Source organism: Enterovibrio norvegicus (genome assembly GCF_002876705.1).
Taxonomy (GTDB): Bacteria; Pseudomonadota; Gammaproteobacteria; order Enterobacterales; family Vibrionaceae; genus Enterovibrio; species Enterovibrio norvegicus_B.
In genome coordinates this window covers 866-22,831 of sequence record NZ_MDAG01000021.1, presented here as the reverse complement: position 1 = coordinate 22,831, position 21,966 = coordinate 866, and the positions used below count along the sequence as shown (strand labels likewise).

The 21,966-nt window shown below is 46.7% G+C and carries 15 protein-coding genes, 1 other RNA gene and 1 pseudogene; 7 read left to right on the top strand and 10 right to left on the bottom strand.

Features of this window, described 5'->3' with window-relative positions:
* Positions 1–100 precede the first annotated feature (100 nt).
* Both BCT27_RS12770 and BCT27_RS12765 read right to left on the bottom strand, forming a co-directional pair.
* Positions 101–862 (bottom strand): DUF2927 domain-containing protein, encoded by a 762-nt coding sequence (locus BCT27_RS12770; RefSeq protein WP_102395969.1) that lies wholly within the window; start codon positions 860–862, stop codon positions 101–103.
* A gap of 131 nt (positions 863–993) precedes the next feature.
* Positions 994–2,712: a WG repeat-containing protein gene (locus BCT27_RS12765; RefSeq protein ID WP_102395968.1), complete on the bottom strand. Its 1,719-nt coding sequence runs from the start codon at positions 2,710–2,712 to the stop codon at positions 994–996.
* A 343-nt stretch (positions 2,713–3,055) separates the two neighbouring features.
* On the opposite strand from BCT27_RS12765, the gene BCT27_RS12760 reads away from it, so the two are divergent.
* Positions 3,056–6,187 carry a DUF3427 domain-containing protein gene (locus BCT27_RS12760; protein ID WP_102395967.1) on the top strand — a complete coding sequence of 1,044 codons (3,132 nt, stop codon included), beginning with the start codon at positions 3,056–3,058 and terminating at the stop codon, positions 6,185–6,187.
* Between the two features lie 256 nt (positions 6,188–6,443).
* Here the strand turns inward: BCT27_RS12760 and BCT27_RS12755 are convergent, their stop codons facing one another.
* The 6 genes and pseudogenes from BCT27_RS12755 to smpB form a co-directional block, all read right to left on the bottom strand.
* Positions 6,444–7,298 (bottom strand): hypothetical protein, encoded by an 855-nt coding sequence (locus tag BCT27_RS12755; protein WP_102395966.1) that lies wholly within the window; start codon positions 7,296–7,298, stop codon positions 6,444–6,446.
* A gap of 90 nt (positions 7,299–7,388) precedes the next feature.
* Positions 7,389–7,651 (bottom strand): annotated as a pseudogene (locus BCT27_RS26045) (integrase); the annotation flags it as partial.
* 387 nt (positions 7,652–8,038) lie between these two features.
* Positions 8,039–9,352 (bottom strand): type II toxin-antitoxin system HipA family toxin, encoded by a 1,314-nt coding sequence (locus BCT27_RS12740; protein WP_102395999.1) that lies wholly within the window; start codon positions 9,350–9,352, stop codon positions 8,039–8,041.
* Entirely contained in the window at positions 9,352–9,597 is a 246-nt protein-coding gene (gene hipB, locus BCT27_RS12735; protein WP_028023751.1) for a type II toxin-antitoxin system antitoxin HipB, read from the bottom strand. Before hipB ends, BCT27_RS12740 begins: the two co-directional genes overlap by 1 nt.
* A 230-nt stretch (positions 9,598–9,827) precedes the next feature.
* Positions 9,828–10,195, bottom strand: a transfer-messenger RNA (tmRNA) gene (ssrA, locus tag BCT27_RS12730).
* A gap of 46 nt (positions 10,196–10,241) precedes the next feature.
* Entirely contained in the window at positions 10,242–10,727 is a 486-nt protein-coding gene (gene smpB / locus BCT27_RS12725; protein ID WP_017007693.1) for an SsrA-binding protein SmpB, read from the bottom strand.
* A gap of 193 nt (positions 10,728–10,920) precedes the next feature.
* Here smpB and BCT27_RS12720 point away from each other — a divergent pair, with 193 nt between their 5' ends.
* On the top strand, positions 10,921–11,352 hold the full coding sequence (locus tag BCT27_RS12720) for an SRPBCC family protein (RefSeq protein ID WP_017007694.1): 432 nt from the start codon (positions 10,921–10,923) through the stop codon (positions 11,350–11,352).
* Positions 11,345–11,692 carry an RnfH family protein gene (locus BCT27_RS12715; protein WP_102395964.1) on the top strand — a complete coding sequence of 116 codons (348 nt, stop codon included), beginning with the start codon at positions 11,345–11,347 and terminating at the stop codon, positions 11,690–11,692. The genes BCT27_RS12720 and BCT27_RS12715 overlap by 8 nt, the downstream gene beginning before the upstream one ends.
* A gap of 135 nt (positions 11,693–11,827) precedes the next feature.
* On the opposite strand, the gene BCT27_RS12710 is transcribed toward BCT27_RS12715, so the two are convergent.
* Entirely contained in the window at positions 11,828–14,914 is a 3,087-nt protein-coding gene (locus BCT27_RS12710; RefSeq protein ID WP_102395963.1) for a M66 family metalloprotease, read from the bottom strand.
* 250 nt (positions 14,915–15,164) lie between these two features.
* Between BCT27_RS12710 and BCT27_RS12705 the strand changes: the two genes are divergently transcribed.
* The gene (locus tag BCT27_RS12705; protein ID WP_102395962.1) at positions 15,165–15,902 is read left to right on the top strand and encodes a copper homeostasis protein CutC; all 738 of its coding nucleotides are present in this window, start codon (positions 15,165–15,167) and stop codon (positions 15,900–15,902) included.
* 423 nt (positions 15,903–16,325) lie between these two features.
* Here the strand turns inward: BCT27_RS12705 and BCT27_RS12700 are convergent, their stop codons facing one another.
* On the bottom strand, positions 16,326–16,928 hold the full coding sequence (locus BCT27_RS12700) for a peroxiredoxin C (RefSeq protein WP_017007698.1): 603 nt from the start codon (positions 16,926–16,928) through the stop codon (positions 16,326–16,328).
* Between the two features lie 130 nt (positions 16,929–17,058).
* On the opposite strand from BCT27_RS12700, the gene BCT27_RS12695 reads away from it, so the two are divergent.
* The 3 genes from BCT27_RS12695 (at position 17,059) to aceA (ending at position 21,682) form a co-directional block, all read left to right on the top strand.
* Positions 17,059–17,955 carry a hydrogen peroxide-inducible genes activator gene (locus tag BCT27_RS12695; RefSeq protein WP_102395961.1) on the top strand — a complete coding sequence of 299 codons (897 nt, stop codon included), beginning with the start codon at positions 17,059–17,061 and terminating at the stop codon, positions 17,953–17,955.
* 737 nt (positions 17,956–18,692) lie between these two features.
* On the top strand, positions 18,693–20,291 hold the full coding sequence (aceB, locus tag BCT27_RS12690) for a malate synthase A (RefSeq protein WP_102395960.1): 1,599 nt from the start codon (positions 18,693–18,695) through the stop codon (positions 20,289–20,291).
* An 86-nt stretch (positions 20,292–20,377) separates the two neighbouring features.
* The gene (gene aceA, locus BCT27_RS12685; RefSeq protein ID WP_102317522.1) at positions 20,378–21,682 is read left to right on the top strand and encodes an isocitrate lyase; all 1,305 of its coding nucleotides are present in this window, start codon (positions 20,378–20,380) and stop codon (positions 21,680–21,682) included.
* The last annotated feature ends 284 nt before the right edge of the window (positions 21,683–21,966 follow it).

Sequence of the window (21,966 nt, the reverse complement as noted above, 5' to 3'; positions counted from 1 at the left end):
AGGTGGATCAGTCAGGGGCAATTTCTTGCTCGAAAAGGGGAGGGTGTTGTTTATATTTTGCGTCGTATTTCTAGCTTTCGACCGTTGTAAAAACACACACTTAAAACAGCCCCAACTCCGTAACAAATTCCGATTGGCGAGCAAGGGCTTTGGATTCTTTTGCCCAAAAAGGATTGGCTTTTAACCAAGCAGATACCAAAGGCAAAGCGGCGTCGCCCGGCATGCCCGCGCGGATTTTTGAGGAATACAGTAGGCGCAGCAAGGTGACGTCTAATGGCGTCAGCACGCTGTTTTTTGTGTTGTCATTGAAGATGGATGGGAAAACCTCATTGGAATCGTTCGGCAGCCCCATGGCTTGCGTTAATTCTTCCACCACACAGGCAAACAACTTTCCACGCTCACGCGCCAGATCAACAGGGATGACAATCAAACCACGCCGGATTTCATTGCTCTTGGTGACTGAAAAATGCGCCATGCAGATAGCACCACGAAATGGATAAGACTTATCCGCCCCCCAAAGCTCACGGGTTTCATTCTGCCAACGGCTTTTGCGTGTAAACACCATGCGCAGGTTTGCTTGCTCAAGCGTATTCACCAGTTGGACTTTATGGCCCGTCACTTTCGAAAGGTGAGCAAGGTGCATACGCACCAACATGGTATGAAGCTCTTTGTCGCCGACTCGATGGTCTATCCACACATTCACGGGCTGATGCCACTTACGAACGGGATGATCTTTATCGTCATACTCGTTATTGAGGGCAATCAGCTCGAAGGCTTTTTCCACATACGCATTGTTATCCCAAGCCGCCTGGGCTGGCATCACAAGCAAAGAAAAAAGCAGCCCCAAAACAAGATGTCGCATTCCACACTCCGTTGTTCATTATCGCTCCAATCCTAGAGCGACTGTTGTTACAAGGTAGCGCAGATCGGGGCGGGAGGGGAAATGAGGAAAGAGGTGCTTGGCGTATCAAGCCAAGCACTTAGTGCGCCGATCTACTGCACGGAGTATTGGTACCAAAGCTCATCTTTACGCAAATTGATGATAGCTTCCCGTACATTGAGAACACGATCATACTGGAAGGGCACCAATTGCTCTCCTTTCATGTCGAATATACCGAAGCGAGAAGTTGCTCGTGAGCCTGAAACCGTCCGTTGCTGGGCTACAATGACATTCAAGTGAGTGTTCAACCAAAAATGGTCATACTCGTTTTTTAGTAGCACGGCCCCCTCACGGTTCATTAAACCGACTTTGCCATAGCTAACACTCATTGACGTTGATTTACTCACCTTACGGAAGGTAAACAAGTCGCTATCGTCTAGTTTCTCTATGTAATGTTCAGCTAGAGGAATAATCCATGCATTGTTTTTTAGATCAAAGACCCCTTGTTGATTATCTTCCTCCCAGACAAAGTAGAGGTTGTTGTCAATATGTCGAAAGTTCTCAGCTATCATTAAGGACTCTCCAGACTTGCTAAGGAGTTCCTTTCCAAGTTTAGATTGGCCAACAAAATAGCCGTCAGTCCATTCTATTTCTTCGAAGCGATTTGGGATAACAAGGTTGCCTTCAGCATCCAATACTCCCACTGCCCCAAAGAAATAATCATCAGGGTTGTCATTGTCATCAAAGACAGTAAACCATCCTTCGGGTTCATCGACAGGCTTAACTCTCTTGTAATAAAACAATTTTGAGTGCCACTGTGGAGTCATCCAAGGCAGGCTTTGAGCTGCAGTGAGGTGATTGCATTGGTGGACAAATTCCAACTGGTTCGTTACTGAAACTGTTGATGGAATTGAGACAAGTAAATTCAAATCAGAATCTTGGAAAAGGCAGTAAGTGATAAAGCTCATTGGGTTCACTTGGCTTTGCATCACCATGCTACCGGCTTGTTTTCCCGGCAAATAAGCTTGGTGAAAACGAATATCCCAACCGTATTGATCTGCTTCGTCAGCGAACTTGTCTAGGGTGTCAGTTTCAAGCTCAGGGAAGATCTCTATAGTTTCATTAAATGCGCTGATTTTGCCCCAAAAACCATCAAGTGTGTCGGCGTCTAGCAAACGTTTTTTCGTTAAGTTTTTTTGAATCAGAGCGCTAAGTTCATCTGCGAGCGGATTGTCTTGGGGTATTTCCTTAGTCTGTAATTCGTTCACTATGTTGAAGGGGGCTGTAAACTTTCTCTGCTTCGTATTGGGAGTGAAGGATTGCAGTACTTCAAACATCGTTCGTGCTTTTACCAAATCTTCAGTATCAAAGAGTGTCGCTTTCCCAAGAACATGCTCTTGACCGGTATGGTAATACGTTAAAATATGCAGCACATTTGCTGATGAGTAGAGAACACCTTCAGGAACCTCATCAATGATCTCAACACCATCTTCCGCTAGGCTTTTCCGCCACTTAGCATAATCAAAATCAGATTGTGGTGCCTCGCTTATAACGACATCCAAATTATACGGGGCCACTTTAAAGACTTTATCTTTTTCGGGTGTCAGTTGGAGCTTTTGAATATACCAAAAGTAAATACCAGACTCCCAAGGCCTCAACTCGGCATCAATGGGAAGATCGATCGTCAGATCTTTATAAAAGGGAACCTCTATGATTTTTAGCGTATCGGGATCCTTTGCTGACGCGTTTGCAATGAAGAGCGCAGAGTAAGAAAGTATTAAGCACTTCAATAGTATCCATATGAATTTGGGGTTTGTTTTCCTTTTGCTCACAAATGCTTTCCTTGCAGATTTAGTGACTTGAGACTGACGAACGAGAGTGAATGGTCGAAAAGTGGGCTTATCATGTCAGAAATTCAACCATTGCAAATGTGACTATTTCGCGAATATCGTCCAATGCTTGCTCTGAGTAACGTATTGCTTAAGTCCGATCTTCAGCACAAACGAAAGAGACTTTGACGTCGTGTTTGATGCCATGCAGTTACAGGTTGCGGGGGTGAAGAGCCGTTTGTTGGTGGGAGATTGGTGAGTAAGTGTTTTACTCGTTGATTTATAGTATTTTCTAAGAAGTTTCGTTCAGCCTTAGTCTCGCTAAGGCGGGCATTAAAGGTAAACCATGAAGCAAAGCGGTATCTATGAACAACTTATTACACAATTGGTGAAAAGCCGTTTAGATAGAGAGCAGTTCTATGTCGGAGAGCGGCAGCTAAACAGTGGTGAAGCTTCGGTTTGGCTATCTCGCTTCCTGTCCGATATCTTGGACTATGCGATTGGCTCTGTCCCTTCGGGTGATGACCAATTGCAGAAACAGATTGAGCTATCTAATTCGCTACTGATGTGGCTTAAAGATCAGGTTCAAGACAACGGTTTTATCGAGGAAAACCTGCTCGATTGCCAAGGTAAAATTCTTACCGCGTTGTATGAGTTAGAAAACCCTGTTTCTGCAAACCTCAAGCAGTATGTTGAAGATATTTTTCCTCTTACTGGCCTCACTCAAAGTGAGCTGTTTTGTGGTAGCAATGCAGGGCTGTCTTTGGAGTCAGAACTTAAGCGAGAGATCTTATCTGCGGATAGAATCTATTGGCTGGTGTCATTTATCAAATGGACAGGCATTCGAATCTTTCGTAAAGAACTAGAAGCTTTCACCGCAAGTGGACGAGAGCTTAGAGTTATCACGACGTCTTATATGGGAGCGACGGATGCCAAAGCAGTTGAGTATCTTGCAAGCCTTCCCAATACCCAAGTGAAATTGAGCTACAACACTGACCGAGAGAGACTCCATGCGAAAAGCTATTTATTCTTGCGTGATACCGAATACCATACAGGTTATATCGGCTCATCTAACTTATCTCATTCCGCGCTCACTAATGGTCTCGAATGGAATTTAAAAATTACCTCGAAAGAAATTCCGCACATTATCAGTAAGTCTTTAAGTACCTTTGAAACTTATTGGGCATCGAATGAGTTTGAGTTGTTTGATGGGCAAGCGGAAAGCACTGAAAAGCTAAAACGGGCATTGAAACAGCAAAAATTTGGAGTTACCCAAAGCGTTCAACATTTTTTCGACATTACCCCTTTCCCCCATCAAAAAGACATTCTTGAACAACTGTCAGTTGAACGCGAGGTGCATAAGCGCTACCGAAACCTTGTGGTGGCAGCGACAGGGACGGGCAAAACGCTGATATCAGCTTTTGACTTCGCGCGCTTTTTGAAAGGCAAACCGAATGCGACGTTTATGTTTGTGGCGCACAGAGAAGAGATTTTGCGTCAAGCGAGAGAAGCGTACCGAGGAGTGTTGAAAAATGGTGGGTTTGGCGAGTTGTGGGTCGGTGGTCATACACCTGAACATTATCGTCAATTGTTTGTTTCGATCCAGACGCTAAACAATCAACTCGATCATCTAAAACTGACGCCAGATTACTATGACTACATTGTTATAGATGAAGTGCACCATATAGCGGCTGCAAGCTATCGTGCGGTACTTAGTTACTTTGCGCCATCGATTTTATTGGGACTAACAGCAACACCTGAACGACATGACGGTGGTGATATTCTAAGTGATTTTGGTGGTGTCATTGCGGCTGAAATCCGGTTGCCTGAAGCCATTAATCGACTACACCTTTGCCCATTCCAATACTTTGGTATTGATGATGATACCGATCTTCGCAGTATCACGTGGAATCGTGGTCGTTACGATGTTTCACAGTTAACCAATCTCTATACACATAACCAAAACCGAGTAGATAAAATTCTACGTAGTTTGCAGGAAATCGTGACCGATATTAGCAATATCAAGGCATTGGCGTTTTGCGTGAGCCGAGATCATGCGAATTACATGGTTCAGCAGTTTCTCATAAAAGGGATTAAAGCTGATGTGTTGACCAGTGATAACAGCCATGAACGACAGCAGAAACAACAGGCGATTCGTTCTGGCCAAATAAACATTTTGTGTGTGGTCGATATCTTTAATGAAGGCGTCGATATCCCAGAAGTTGATACGTTATTGTTTCTAAGGCCAACAGAAAGTCTCACTATTTTCCTTCAGCAGTTAGGGCGAGGATTACGCCTAGCCGATGGAAAAGAGTGCTGTACGGTGTTGGACTTTGTCGGTAACTCACGCCCTGAATACGATTTCGCGAATAAATTTAGAGCGTTAGTTGGGAAAACAGAGAAGGCACTTTCGGATGAAGTGAAGCAAGGTTTCCCACATGCACCTCTTGGCTGTCGTATAGAGCTCACAAAACGTACACAGGAAATGGTGTTGGATAATATTCGTCTGGCTACGCTAACCCAAAGCCGACTTCTGACATTAATTCGCCAGTTCCCTCAACATTCTTCACTCGCATTAACATTGAAGAATTTCTTGGCTCATCATCCGCACATAGATCTCAATGATGTTTATAAAAAAGGTAGCTGGACGGAGTTAGTGAACAAAGCCAGTGGCAATAATGTTGTTGATGAACCCTCAGTGAAAATGGTTAAAAAAGCGATACTAAATCGTATCTTAGCCTGTGATGACCATTATTACTTGTTGTTCTTAAAACAGCTATGTGTGAGATATTTTACTTTCGATCAAAATGATACCCGGCGAGCGCTAATGTGCCATTATGATTTCTGGCAGAAGACTGGGATGTCGCTGGGCATCCATTCTTTATCTGACAGTTTGGCACAGTTAAAGGAGCTGGATATAACTCAAGAATTGTCAGATGTACTTGATTGGAAGTTAGCTCAAACTAAGCACGATCAACCTGCTATGCCGAATCTACCTGATGTCCCACTTAGGCTTCATGCTCGCTATTCACGAGAGCAAATATTAGTAGGGTTCGGTGCAACGACATTTGAGCATCAACCTCCGTCACGAGAGGGGCTGTTTAATATCAAAGATCAAAACATAGAGCTGTTATTTGTCACCCTAGATAAAAATGAAAAGCAGTTTTCTCCAACGACGATGTATCACGATTACGCGATTAACGAGAACCTGTTTCATTGGCAATCGCAAAACAGCGCAAGACCTGATCGTGGTAGAGGCAAAGAATATATTGAGCACCGTGAAATCGGTAAACGACTGTTTCTTTTTGTTCGAGAGCAAACCAAAGATCAATACGGACGAACGATGGGGTTCGTAAACTACGGGGAAGTGGAATACGTGAAGCATTCGGGTTCACAACCTTTGAGCATTACTTGGGAGCTCAAGATGCCAATGCCTAGTTTCATGTGGCAACAAGCTGCGAAGCTAGCAACAGCTTGATTTAAAATAGCCAAATATCAAAGGTAAGAGCTTCCTTTTTGACGGGAAGTTCCTTGCCTTTATCACTGTTTATGTAACTGATTCACTGCATGTAATGACTGCTCAAAATGGTAAAAATCCACTTCTCATTTCTACAAAAGACATGGGGTAGCTATCAGAAGTATACCCCGCCTACATAGGTGGTAGCGCTTCAGTCATCCCCTTATTCGCAGATGCGATGCAACCTAAGAAAAGCTGATACGGCGCTCTCTGGGAGTTATCTTTGCTTTGGCTCGTCATTAAAGAAACCAACAGTTGGCTCTGCTAGAAGCGCCATAGTTATCCCTAGCACTGTTTTAGATTGTGATCGTGTAAAGCTTTCGCTTCCATGAGCACCGAGTTGGCAGATGTTCTTGATTTGCTCTCTTAGGCTTAACATGCGTTCATTAGCAGACATCTCTTGTCTTGTCGTTCTATCTTGAGCTTTCCGGTTTGCTTCTTTGGAATGCTTGGAGTCATTACGGGCTTTTTCAGCATGTTCGATGATATGACGACACTGCATGACGGCATCCTTGTAGTGCCCAATTTCAATGAATTCTTGAGCTTTGGCATAAAGGGTATTTAGGTCAAGTCTGTCTACTTCAAAAGGAACTGGGACTTCGAATAGGAGCGTTTGCCGAAAACCTGATTGATTAAGAGCACTGAGCCACTTTTCCCTCGGAATAGTTGCTGTTTCAATATCATAGGTTTCAAATGCTTCTTCTTTGGAGGAGACTATCGCAGATAAGTCAAACTTTAGCACAAGGTCTCCAAATTTTCGATGTTCTTCTAACGCGTTAATTTGCTCTTTTGTTAAGCAAAACTCGAATGCTAGTTGTTGATTATCGTTATGATAATTTTGGCATTTTACTAATGGAGATGAAGCAGGGAGCGACTTTAGTAATGGTAAACTTGGGTCTGCCAATGTTAAGTTTATTCTGATACTAGAGATAAGCACAGGGACAGGACATGCGCTGGAAGTTCCCTTTAAAACGATAGTAAAACCATATAAACCAGCAGCGCGCCAGCCATTGATAGTGACTTGATTGTAGTTAATTCGCTCATCACCATTTTGTCTAATTGAAAGTCGCATAAAACAAATACTTCCCTTCCTTTTCGGGTTAGAAGAGCGAACTCTCCTATTAAATCATTGCGCTATATCATACTTTTTTTAGCAAGTGAGTTACAAACTTACCACTTTTAGCAGCTTCGTGTCTGTAACAGAGAAGGTGCCTTTGGCTACCTCTTCTGTATGCCCGATCCACCAGCATATCATCGGCTTTATTCGTTCAAGGTAATTCTTACGGTTGTGTGTACTGCGGACTTTATTATCAATGTAGGCCAATGGAGGTTCTACCAACTCAGGACTAATATCTTGTTCATTGAGTGTTGTACTTGCTAGCGAGCGTAAACCATGATTCCCGCAAACCCCATACGTTGCAGTGCTCCTTTGGGGCTCGAACTAATGGAAGAATAAAATTATCGGCGGCGAGTGTCCTAGATCGTCAAAGTGAGCTTGGTAAAGCAAGTAGTGGGTAAGAAGATGATACTGATGATCTTGGGTTTTGGTTTGAACCAAAGAATAACTCATGAGCAAAAATATCGAAAACGTTGAGGGGTTAAACATTCAACTGAATGGTATTGATTTCGCTGTGATTGTGCAGTGTATTAAATTTGTCATCCGGCCTAGATATTTATACCTAGATCTCTTTGCTTCCAAGAGTTTTAGTGTAAGAAAAAGAAACTTTGCTGTGTATTGGGATAGGTAATTATTGAGATAGTTGTCTAATGAAGGTGTGTTTTTTTTACATTCACTCTGACTTTACCTAGCTATTAGCTTAAAGAAACTCGCCCCACCATCTTCAACGAATTCTCAAAAATTGGCGTCGAAACATGCTCCTGAAACGCTTCTGGAAGTTGTTGTTTTACCTGCTCAATGGCGGAAGGAAGTTGATTGGCAAACTCATCCAAGATCGCCTGCATTCTCTGCGTACTAAATCCCACCTCTTTGGCGGTCGCCAAAAAATGGCGAGCATATATCTTGTCGAGTTTGTACTTTCTTCCCTTGTTGGCTTTTAGCCCCATGGCCAATTTGAGCGAACGTAGGTGCAGCCCTTTGCCACCTAAGATGGGGTAAGCAGAAAGAATGTCGTAGAAAGGAGTGAGTTGATAACTGCCGCCTGCACCAAGGAAAATCGAGAAGTTTTTCGCATGACCATCTGTTGCACCGATAATCCATTGGAATACCTGAAAGCGCATGAAGGAATCGCGATCTTCCAGTGCATTGCTTGAGCCTAGAAGTAGCTTCATGATGTCTTTAATTCCCACACCACCGTCGCTTTCATATTTGATGGCCGAAGGTTTACCAAAGGCTTGGCATATGTCTTCTTGTGGCAGGCGTAATAGCCAAGCTTCGTCTTTTGACCAACGTCTGTCGAAGCGCTCGACGGCAAGGGCTTTGATGCCGTTACAGTGAATGATCTCTGCGTTGGGCACGTTAAGACCGAGCGCTTTGGCGAGAAGCAGGCAGAGATATTCATTTTCGACGCTGTCACTCATATCAAGTGTGGCGTCGGGCTGCTTTATCTCGCCAATAGGTAGCTTGATGATATGCGTCGTTGGTGTTGCGTTTTTAGGGATACACCAATCATTCCCTAGTTTTAAAAGTGCGGTCTTTTCTTGTGCGCCAGCGACGGAAATACGGAAATCGTCTTCATCACTAAGCATCCCTAGAGGGATGTTGGCCTTGTAGGCACTGAGGACTTTTTCCAAACGTTCATTGGTGAGAACGTCATACTCCAGTTGCTTAAACGTGGGGGTGTCTTCATTGGGGTTATAGAGCGCGATGGCCCCAACACTGTCCTTGCCGACCTGTTTCAACAAATCGAAGGCTTGCCGTGAATCGGCTTGATAGCGCGCAACAATACGATCTCGAATTTCGTTGAGGTCGGGCAGCAGGTTATCGAAGTAGTTGATGACGTGGCTGGAAGCGTGCTTTTGATATTGAAGTGGTAAGGAAAGTGACAGCGGCCTACCTTTAGGGTTTTCAATCCATTGTGCATCGTACTGAAATTCATGTGCGCCGTTCGACAGCTTCATGAATTCACCAACACGCTCTCCGTTCATGTAGGCCACTAACGTTTCCATCACCATACCTCTTCATCGGATTTTGCGATGGGGGTTTTCTCTTCCGAGAGTATGTCGATTTTCACACCGAGTGCTTGGATGATCTTAAACACGGTTTTGAGTTGTGTGGTGTCGGGGTTATTTTCAAAGTTGGATAACGTAGCCTGTTTCAAACCAACACGTTGGGCCAGCTCTGCTTGAGTGAGCTTGTGCTTAGTGCGAAGTAGCTTTAAATGGTTTGCTAACTGTTGCGGGCTATAAATCATCACAACCGCTCCTATAAGGAAATATCCCTTTAAAGGGATATTATATTAATTATCCCTTACACGTTATATTCAAAGCTATATCCCTTACAGGGTATATGCAATGTAATATCCCTTACTGCGGATAATTTAATATGGTAAGTGTGAGGGATTAATCAAAAACGGCTTGATTCAGGGCGGGACACGGACAATAAAAAAGGCCAACCCTTTCAGGTTGGCCTTTTCCAATCGATTGGTGGAGCTGGCGGGAGTTGAACCCGCGTCCAAAATCAGTCTAACTTATGGCGCTACATGCTTAGTCTATCTTTATTCTCGTCAGTGTGCTGCGAATAGACACGCTACAAAAAGACATACCAGAATTCTATTTCGCGGTTCAGCTCTCTAGTCAAAGCATCCCTCGCTATCTCGTTTGGGTTTGAACTTCTATGATTCCCCGTCTTACAAGCGGAAGCTAGGGTAGAAGTGCGCTAGCAGGTTATTAAGCTGCTAGTGCGTAGTTTTCGTCGTTTGCGACTATTTTTTTGCGGCTTTTTACGAGGCAAACCGCCCCTCGGCATGCTCCACGAGCCTTCTTGATCCTGTCGAATCCTGAATCAGCCCCGGAATTATGTCGCAGATACTAGCATAAAGCTCTGCTGCGTCAACGATTATCTGGCTGAAGCCTTCATGATACGCGCTTTGTCGCGCTGCCAATCGCGATCTTTCGATGCATCGCGTTTGTCATGAAGCTTTTTACCTTTCGCCAGACCAATCTTCAGTTTAGCCCATGACTGTTTCCAGTACATAGACAGTGCGATAACGGTGTAACCTTCACGGTTCACTTTGCCGATCAAGGTGTCGAGTTCACGACGCTTAAGCAGCAGTTTTCGCACACGCGTTGGGTCAGCCACTACGTGAGTAGAAGCAACGTTAAGAGGGGTAATGGTGGCACCGGACATGAAGGCTTCGCCATCACGGAAGAACACGTAGCTCTCTGTGATGTTGACCTTGCCTGCACGGAGGGCTTTCACTTCCCAGCCTTGTAGCTCAAGCCCGACTTCAACATCGTCTTCGATGAAGTATTCGTGGCGAGCTTGGCGGTTCTGCGCAATTGTATTGCTGCCCGCTTTATTCTTTGAATTTTTCTTTACCATAATGGCCGCATTATACGTAGTGGTAGGGAAGGGCGATATAGTTTTTGTAGGATTTTTAGAATCTCGCGCGTTGCGCTCACATTCCGCGCCATTTATGGGCGTCTATCACGGGCGATTTCCTGCAATTTGAAGACGTTTGGGGAAAATTAGGGTCCAATGATATGATGCTGGTATTGAGCGATGAGGAGATCGTATGCCGCGAATTACACGTTCTGCACTTGTGCCGTTCAGTGCTGAACAAATGTTTAAGCTTGTGAATGATGTAGAAGCTTACCCGTCTTTTGTGCCGGGCTGCGCGGGTTCGCGTGTGCTTGAAGCCAGTCATGATGCCATGACGGCCTCGGTCGATGTCGCGAAAGCCGGTATTCGTAAAACCTTCACCACGCGCAATGAGCTGGTGATGGGCGAGGCGATCAAGATGGAGCTGGTCGATGGCCCGTTCCGTAAGTTGGTCGGCGGCTGGAACTTCACGTCGTTAGATGCGGATGCGTGCAAAATCGAGTTGAACTTGGATTTTGAGTTCACCAATGGCTTGGTGGAAATGGCGTTTGGTAAGGTCTTTAACGAGCTGGCAGTGAACATGGTGAAAGCCTTCACTGATCGCGCGAGAGTCGTTTATGAGTGAAAAGTTGCTTCATATTGAGGTGATGTATGCGCTGCCGAATGAGCAGCGGGTGTTTAAGGCGATTGTGACGCCGGATATGCATGTGGAAGACATTATTCGTCACTCTGGCATTTTGGATGCGTACCCTGAGATTGACCTGTCTAAGAATAAAGTGGGCGTGTTTAGCCGCTTGGTGAAGCTGGATGCGTTAGTGCACGATGGTGATCGCATTGAGATTTATCGCCCGCTGGTTGCTGATCCGAAAGAAATCCGTCGCCGCCGTGCTGAGCGTATGAAGGCAGATGGCACCTCTGATCCTGTCACTGGTGGTAAAGTGAATCCGCAACGTAAAGTTGACTGATTTTTCCGCAGTGTAAAAGCAGAACCAGAGCACCCCTCCCTAACCCTCCCCTTGAAAAGTGGAGGGGATCTAAAGCAAAAAGGCGCTAGGTGCCTCCCACTTTTTCAAGGGGGAGGCGAGGAGGGGGTTATTGTCTTAACGCTTTGTCCACGCATCTTGCCAGTAAGCCGAAATGGCAGGGGCATAGGCGGCATTCGCGCACCAGCCTGAGTTTGGCCACGGTTTGCATTGGTACAATGCGTTATCTGCGCCGATAACAATGTCACCTTCTTTGTAAGCGGTACCGGCTTGATAGGCTGGGTATTCACCCGGCGGCGGTGGCGTCACTTCTGGCTCTGGGTCCGGCGTTGTACAGACCTCGTCCGAGGCTTTCTTCCACACGCCCCATTCGCCTGTTGTTCCCGGCTCTTCTCCTTGTGTCCACCATCCTGCTTGCCACACAACGCCTTGGTGCGCGACGCGGTCGCCACTTAGGTAAATCGCCTGTTTGCGCCAATCCGCGGTGCAGACTTCATTCGCTTCTACGGTAACAAAGCGCTCAACGTTCGTTTGCTGTGCGTTACTGTCGATGACGTTATAGTTCAGCACATACACACCTGCTTGTTCGGTATTCACTGCGCCTGATACTGTGATGTTCGCGGTGATGTCACCATCTTCTGCGTCATGTGCGCTGACGCCTGCGAGCGGATCGAAGCGATCATTGATGTTAAGTGTGATGTTCTCTATGCCATGTAGGGTCGGGGCTTCACCAAGCTCTGTCGTGATTGTGCTGGCCGTTGGCGCGTCGATTGGCGCGGTGATTTCCATGCTGTCGAGCAAGGTGTTACTGCAGTAAAGCTCGGCGCGATAGGGTTGGCTGTCGGTCGCCACGTTGACGTGGAATCGGTTCATCAAGCCATCGTTTAAGCGACGGTTGTGCAAGTTAAAGGTGAGTGTGCCACTGTTTCGCGTCTGCACTTCTATTTGACAAGATGATGGTGTGAAGTTGTCTTCATACACGGAGCCGAACGCGCCGTTCAGCGCGGGGTAGAAGTAACTCGGCAAGGTGTTCTGTGGGTCGTAATAGCCAACCAATGTAGTGACAGCGATGCCTTGTTCTTGCGGAATGCGATCAAGGGTACGGTCAATGATGTTGCTGTCGACCTGATCCCATTGGCCAGCCTCAAAACGAAAAGCATGTTGCTGACCATTGATGAGCAGCAGAGACATGTCGCCAAAGTGGATGTGTGAGTTGTAGCCTGCGGTAGATCGGAACACGGCCACTTTGCCTTCGAAGCTTTCATCTTCTGGTAAGTAGAAATCTCTCGCCCAATGGCCATTGCCCGTGTTGAGTCGTACCGCGTCTGCGGTGGTAAACAGTTGATGGAATTGACGGCTGTTTTCATCGAAGTTATTTAGTGCGTTGTTGTCGCTGACGACAGCAATGTTAAAGGCCAAATCGTCGGTGAGGGTATTTGCCCACGGTGTCATGGTCAGGCTTTCTGTATCCCATTTGCTGAAACCGGTTGGGGATGTAGCGTCGAAATTGGCTTTGCTTTCCAATAGGGTTTGAAACACATTCAGCTCATACGGTGTATGCAGCGTATAGGCGTTCGCATCAGGGTGCAGCGGCCAACCGCCAGCCATGGTTCCCCAGCCAAAGCTGTGACCTTCGAACGGTTCGGCGCATTGTCCTTCATAGCATGAGGCGCCGTTGGTTCTCGCTTTACTGAGATTCGGCAGGAAGGTGTTTTCAAACAGATCCCAGCCCCAGGTAGAGTTGATTTGGGTTGAGCTGTTGTGCACTGAGCCTTTGAATCCGCCCAAATAATGCGCTTCAGGGTGAACCGAGCCAATGCCCGCGCCTAATTCATGGCCAACTTCGTGGCTGAACTCATTGCCTGTTGAGCTGATAACAGATGCAACACCCGCATACGATCCCAGTAGGCCGTGTGCAATCAGTCCATCGCTGTATTTGCCAATCGCGTTGTTTACTGTGATTTGCGCAGCGTGATACGGCGCGCTGATGTTCCATGCGGCGTGGTCGCGCACGTAGGAACTGTTCACACCATAGTTGGCGCTGTTGATGCCCGCAGAAATAAGCTCGCGAGCAATGCGATAGTGAGAGTCACTGCCGTAGGCATCGGCTTTGCTTGGGTCGACATCCACCAGTAGGCGACCGTCTGGCAACATGATTTCTTCGAGGTGGATCGGCGCGTAGGGGTTAACAATCAGTTTGCTGATTTGCAGCGATTGGAAGTAGTCGCGGTGAAGGTTTTTGTCTGCCATGAAGCGGAATTCACCGCGCGGTGGTGTTAATAGGCCAACATCGACGGCGTTTAGAATCAAGGTGGTGTTTGCACCTACCTGAATGCCTTCAACCGTGCCTTCGCTGTCACCCGCGGTGAGCGTTAAGCTAAAACCTGGCTGAATGACGTCGGCTGGCAATACGGTGGTGTAGGCGGTTTCGCTGTAGGCGAGGTTGCCATAATCGACATCGGATTGTGCATACCACAGCCCATCCACATTGTTGTAGGTGATGTTGTTGCCGCGGCTTAAGGTGTCAACGCCATGGGAGTAGTGAAGCGTTGAGTTGTAGCCTGCCTGCGAAGAGAAGGTGACGATCTTACCGTGGAATGCTTTGCCTTCTGGCAGAATGAATTCGTAAGCAAAGTGTCCGTCGCTGGTGGCCACGAGCAGTGTGTCGTGCTCAGTGAGCAGGGCTTTAAACGTTGTTTGTCCTTGTTGGCCCGCAATGCTGCCGATGGTGTTGTTGGTGCGGAGCGTGTGCGCGTAGGCATCAGGCACGATAACCGTCACGTCTGTTTCAATTTGGCCAGTCGGCTTTGGTTGCTCTGCCGGTGCCTTCAAGGTGGTGTGGTGAACCGGTTTACCTTGGCTGTTTTTCACCACCACTGACAGATCATTGCCCTCAATGGCATGTGCGTCGTGCGGCTCAACGATCAGCAATGCTTTGCGCAATGCCACTAAATGAGGCTGGCGATCACCATCGATGTTATGAATGGTCGGCATGATGACACTTTGCGCCATGCTGACGCTGGCTTGCAGCGAGCCCTGCGTATCAGACGGGAGCTGCTTTTGATTGAAGTAGACTTTTTGGTTGTCTGAACGTAACGGCGAAGCATCGAAGGTCTGTGTGATGGCGTTTGTCGCGTTAAATGCGTGGCTGGTTGTGCTTAATAACAGTGTTGAGAGAAAGCTGGCTATGTACGTCTTATTCATATGCGCTTTATTTATTATGGTGTGTGATGGGGGCGGAAATATATTGAGTTATGAATAAGTGGGTTACTGAAAAATGAGGATCTTTGAAGCAGTCCCTCAAAAGCGAAGAAGGAAAAGGAAGCATCATCAAACTCTCTATTGAGTATGTGCATTTTTACAGCAATTTTTACCAAACTTTTACACCGTTGCTGCTTCTCTTTCGTCCATAACTCGTTGATGATGTGTTCAATTATTTAGCGAGGATTGCGTAATGTCTGTATTGGTCGAAGTGTGTATCGATAGCCTTGAATCACTTCCTATTGCTGAAAAAGCCGGTGCGGGACGCATCGAATTGTGCAGCTCACTCGCCACGGGCGGTTTAACGGCTAGCGCGGGGTATATGAAAGCGGCGGCTCGCGTGGCAAATATTCCGGTTTACGGCATTATTCGTCCGCGTGAAGGGGATTTCCTCTACAGCAGTGATGATGTGGAAATCATGCTGGAAGACATTCACACCGCCCACAAAATGGGTCTGAATGGGGTGGTGATCGGTGCCTTGAACGCGCAAGGGCACATTGATGCTGATGTCGTGAGTGCCATGATCAAGCAAGCGAATGGATTGGGCATTACTTTCCACCGTGCTATTGACCACTGCGCGTCGCCGTTTGATGCGTTGGAGTTTCTGATGTCTCATCAGGTTGAGCGTGTATTGACGTCAGGTTTGGCAAAGCGGGCAGATGAAGGCATGGACACGCTAAAAGCGATGGTGGAATTCTGCCAAGGCCGACTAGGTATTATGCCGGGTGCAGGCGTTTCTCCTGACAACGCGAAGCAGATTGTTGATTTCACTGGCGCACATGAAATCCATTTGTCTGGCAAAACGACGCGTACTTCGCACATGCAGTATCGCAATGAGAAAGCCACCATGGGGAATGGCGACAGTGATTTTGATATTACGGTGACCAACCCTGACACCATTGCACGCGCCATCGCGGCGGTTCGCGGCTAAATTCCTTTTCTTACTGACAATCTGCGGCGAATTCTTCGTCGCAGTCTCTTCTCTATTGTTTCATGTCACAGTCTTCCCTAGGTCACGTCTCTTTTGGTTGTCTCTATCATATTTAGAGCGGCAGCGTGTATGCCTTTGACGTGGAATTCAAAAACTCTCTAAACAGAAAGGAAAGCCAAGCGAGAAAAAGTGATGGACAGCGTAGACGTGGATACCACTGTGGGCGTGTTGTCTTTCGGCTGAGAAGAGAAAAAGAACAAGAAAGAGAAAAAGAAAGAAACCAAACGCCAGATACAAAAAGGGCCCGGTGGTCCGGGCCTCATTATATTTGTTTCAGCTGACTTTGGCTTTACGCTACACGTGCGTTGGGCACGTTATAGTGTTGGGGGAACAACCGCTGTTGAGATGCGGTCTAAAAGCCGATTACAGGTCGTCAGAGTGCTCAGATAGGAACGCTGCAACACCTTTAGGTGACGCGTCCATACCTGCTTTGCCTTCTTCCCACTGTGCTGGGCAAACTTCACCGTTTTTCTGGTGGAAGTTCAATGCATCAACCATGCGCAGCATTTCGTCGATGTTACGGCCTAGTGGAAGGTCGTTAACCACTTGGTGGCGAACCAGACCGTCTTCGTCGATCAGGAATGAACCACGGAACGCAACGCCTGCTTCTGGGTGCTCAACGTCGTATGCTTTACAGATTTCGTGCTTAACGTCAGCAACCAATGGGTAAGCAACTTGACCGATACCGCCGTCTTCAACAGCAGTGTTACGCCATGCGTTGTGAGAGAACTGAGAATCGATTGAAACACCGATTACTTCAACGCCTTTCGCTTGGAAATCAGCAAGACGCTTGTCAAAAGCGATTAGCTCAGAAGGACATACGAAGGTGAAATCTAGCGGGTAGAAAAAGACAACCGCTTTCTTGCCTTTGGTGAACTCTTTGAAGTTAAAGTTATCTACGATTTCACCATTGCCCAGTACTGCTGCTGCAGTAAAATCTGGGGCTTGACGGCCAACTAGTACCATTTCTCAGCTCCTAAATATTTTTAGCTTTAAGGTGTAAAAACCTTAATTCCTTATTGAACGAGACAAACTATAAAGGAACTGGTAGATTGAAAAAAGTGGATTTAACAGATTAAACCAATCGGAAAAATCGATGACAAAATTCCCTTCTCTCAAACAGCTCCATTATTTGGTCACGCTGCATGAAACCCGCCACTTCGGTGAAGCGGCTAAACAGTGTTTCGTCAGTCAGTCTACACTAAGTTCCGGCATTCAAAATCTCGAAGAGTTGATCGGATCTCAACTTATTGAGCGCGATAACAAAACCTTGGTATTTTCTGCAATCGGTGAAGATGTTGTGTCACGAAGTCGAGAGATTTTGGCGCGCAGCCAGGACCTCATGGAGTTGACGCAAGTGAGTGAAATGCCAATGCAGGGCAAACTGCGTGTCGGCTGTATTCCTACCATTGCGCCGTTCTTGCTGTGCGACCTTGTTCAAGCCGTGAATCAAAATTTCCCTGAACTCGACCTTCTGCTTCGTGAAGACACAACAGCGAACCTATTGAGTGCGCTGAAAAGCGGCGAGATGGATGTGCTGATTTTGGCGCTGCCTGTTGAAATTGGCACCATGGCAAGCCGCGTGGTAGGGCGAGACGTGTTCAAAATGGTACTCAGCCGTTCCCAAGCAGCCACAGTGCCTGTGCCGGTTCGTTATGCAGACTTGCCGGATGAATCTGTGTTCTTGCTCGAACGTGAGCATTGTTTAACTGATCATGCAGTTTCAGCTTGTAAGTTAACTTCAACCGCTAAGATTAACCCCTTCACTGCCACCAGTTTGCATACCTTGGTGCAAATGGTCGCGAATGGACTGGGTACAACCTTTATCCCACAAATGGCTATAAATCATGGGCTTGTTGATAATTTGGATTTGGTGGTCGTCGAGCCTCCCGGTACGGAAGCGTATCGAGAAATTGGTTTGGTATGGCGTCCAACGTCCAGCCGTCAGCCAACATTTGATGCGTTGGCTGATCTGGTAGAAACATTGTTGTAAGTGTTTTCCGGTCGTTTTTTGCCCATTTCTGATGCCTTAATGACAGAATGCTTACTTAAATAACGAGGAATTCTTCATTTGTCTCTATGTGCGATCATGCATAAAACGATGAAATTTCCTCGATTATTTCAAGAATCTTTAGCTCCCATTGCTTTCCAACTAAAGTTTGGTGTTTTTCTCTAGTATTTATTCTCCATGTAACACTTTCCTCTTTTTACATGCCAGTAAGCCTCCTGCAGTTTTGAAATTAAATTCTGTAGTCCGCCCCACATTTTTTTTAACGATAATTAATGCCTTATCGATAGGTTTTGTTAGAAATATATTTTTCATTTATCTGTTAAATAATTGTTATAAAAAGAATTTTGGCAAAATCTAACTTCGGATGCTACGTTTAATTGTGGGTGTCTCATTTTCAACACTCTCATAATGATATGAAATTTTATTACGTAATGAGTTACAAAAATTAGACTAAAGGAGGATTTCATCACGAACGGTGGAAGAATCTGAGATTTGTTTTAATTTAGTGTTTTGAGTTAAAGCTCTAAAATTCATAACTCATTGTAATTTATATAATTGAATGGTTTTGTTGGTTGCTTTGATTGATGGTGAGGTGTTGACCTTCAACCGTAAATACGACAGCTTAATAACAGAGCGAGCCAAATCAGAACATGCAATACGATAGCGGTAACAATCGATTTGTTGTGATTTAGTTACAAAAGGATTTTGGGGGAATATTTATGACAGTACAAACACAACAGGAACTGACGTTTGTTCCACCGCTAACAGAAAAAGAAGCGGATGTACTGACGCATGATGCAATGGCCTTCTTACAGGCACTCGCCGCACGCTTTGCTGATCGCATCCCTTCATTGCTAGCTGCACGTGAAGAGAGACAAGCGACGTTTGATGCGGGCGCACTGCCGAATTTCTTGCCAGAGACTGCGGATGTTCGTCGTGGTGACTGGTCTATTCGTGGTATTCCTGCCGATCTTCAAGATCGCCGCTTAGAAATTACAGGTCCACCAGAACGAAAAATGGTGATCAATGCGCTGAACGCCAATGTGAAAGTGTTCATGGCTGACTTTGAAGATTCTTTTTCACCAGCATGGGGGCCAGTACTTGATGGGCAACGTAACCTGACGGATGCCATCAACCGTACCATTTCATACGAAAATCCAGCAAACGGTAAGCAATATCACCTGAATGATGACCCTGCGACACTGATTTGTCGTGTACGTGGTCTGCACTTAAAAGAGAAGCATGTGCTGTTAAATGGCACGGCGATTCCTGGTGCGCTGTTCGACTTTGCCCTGTATTTCTACCGTAACCATAAAGCGCTGCTTGAAAATGGCTCGGGCCCTTACTTCTACTTGCCAAAACTACAGGCGCACCAAGAAGCGGCTTGGTGGAACGATGTGTTCTGTTTCACTGAAGACCATTTTGAGCTGCCGCGCGGCACCATCAAAGCCACGATCTTGATTGAGACGTTACCTGCGGTTTTCGAGATGGAGGAAATCCTCTATCACTTGAAAGACCATATTGTGGCGCTGAACTGTGGTCGCTGGGATTACATCTTTAGCTACATCAAAACATTCAGAAATCACCCGGACCGCGTACTGCCTGATCGCCAAGCGGTGACGATGGAGAAACCTTTCCTTAATGCATATTCACGTTTGTTGGTGAAAACGTGTCACCGTCGCGGTGCGATGGCCATGGGGGGTATGGCGGCGTTCATTCCATCGAAAGACCCTGAAAAGAATGCATGGGTACTCGATAAAATTCAGACCGATAAGTCGTTAGAAGCCAATAACGGACACGACGGTACGTGGGTTGCCCACCCTGGTTTGGCGGATACCGCAAAAGCGGTGTTTGATGCTGCACTCGGTGACCGTAAAAACCAACTGGATGTGCTGCGTGAGCAAGATGCTCCGATCACAGCAGACGAATTACTGGCACCGTGTGAAGGCGACCGCACCGAAGAAGGCATGCGCCACAACATTCGCGTGGCAGTGCAGTACATCGAAGCGTGGATTTCAGGTAACGGATGTGTGCCTATTTACGGACTGATGGAAGATGCTGCAACAGCAGAAATTTCTCGCGCATCGATTTGGCAATGGATACGCCACGAAAAGTCGCTGAGCAACGGCAAAACAGTGACGGCCGAGTTTTTCCGTCAATGTTTAGCTGAAGAGATGAACGTTCTACAAGAAGAATTAGGTTCTGACGTATTCAATAAAGGGAAGTACCAGCAGGCGGCCAGCATGATGGAGCAGCTGACCACCAGTGATGCGCTGGCAGATTTCTTAACCTTATCTGGATACGAATTGTTGGATTAAAAAGCCCCGGCTTTTTGACCGAGTTTTAGATTAAACCCAAGACGCGTTAACCCAAGTTTAGGAACACATTGAGAGAGGGAATCACAATGACGATGACAAGACAGCAGCAAATCGATGCACTGAACACAGACTGGGCAGAAAACCCACGCTGGAAACATGTAAAACGAACATATACGGCAGAGGAAGTTGTTGCGCTGCGTGGTTCTTTCATCCCTGAGCAGACAATCGCTCAGCGTGGTGCAGACAAATTGTGGGAACTGGTGAACGGTTCTGCGAAAAAAGGGTACGTGAACTGTTTGGGCGCGTTGACTGGCGGTCAAGCGGTGCAACAAGCGAAAGCAGGTATTGAAGCGATTTATCTGTCTGGTTGGCAGGTGGCAGCAGATAACAATACTGCATCAAGCATGTACCCTGACCAATCTCTTTACCCTGTAGATTCTGTCCCTGCAGTGGTTAAGCGTATCAATAACTCTTTCCGCCGTGCGGACCAAATTCAATGGTCAAAAGGTGGCACACCAGAAGACGGCACGGATTATTTCCTACCGATCGTTGCGGATGCTGAAGCCGGTTTTGGTGGCGTACTGAATGCTTACGAGCTAATGCGTTCGATGATTGAAGCGGGTGCGGCAGGTGTTCACTTCGAAGACCAGCTAGCATCAGTGAAAAAATGTGGTCACATGGGTGGTAAGGTGCTGGTTCCTACCCAAGAAGCCGTTCAAAAACTGGTAGCGGCGCGTCTCGCTGCTGATGTTGCAGGCACCACCACCCTTGTGATTGCACGTACCGATGCGAATGCCGCTGACCTGCTTACCTCTGATTGCGATGAGTACGATAAAGACTTCATCGTGGGTGAGCGCACGGCTGAAGGTTTCTACAAAGTACGCGCAGGTATCGAACAAGCGATTTCTCGTGGCCTTGCGTATGCACCGTATGCTGATTTGATTTGGTGTGAAACGGCGAAACCTGACTTGGAAGAAGCGCGTCAGTTTGCCGAAGCGATTCATGCAAAATACCCAGATCAACTGTTGGCCTACAACTGTTCGCCATCGTTCAACTGGGAGAAAAACCTGGACGCAGACACCATTGCGCGCTTCCAGCAAGAGCTGTCAGACATGGGCTACAAGTACCAGTTCATCACTCTCGCGGGTATTCATAACATGTGGTACAACATGTTCGAACTTGCCCACGCTTACGCACAGGGTGAAGGCATGCGCCACTACGTTGAGAAAGTTCAGCGTCCTGAGTTTGCTGCTGCAGAGCGCGGTTACACCTTCGTTGCTCACCAGCAAGAAGTGGGTACCGGCTACTTCGATACCATGACCAACACAATTCAAGGTGGTAACTCGTCAGTGACTGCACTGACAGGTTCGACCGAAGAAGACCAATTCTAATAATAAAAAGCAACACTGTTCCTAGCATCCACTGTTCAAGCGGCCTCCTTCGGGGCCGTTTTTTTTGGGTTTGGAGGGAGAGAAACGAGAAAGCGAGAAACGAGATTTGAGGAAGAGCAGATAAGAGCAGATCCTAGGAAGAGCAGGTCCTAGACCCTTGGAAAAGCGAGAGCCAGAGCGAGAGCATGAGCACGAGCGACTCCTTCGCTTGAAAAGTTGACGGGATAAGGGCGAGATCCGATATCTCCTCGCACTTAGGCTCTTGATTTTTCTCCTCCAACTTT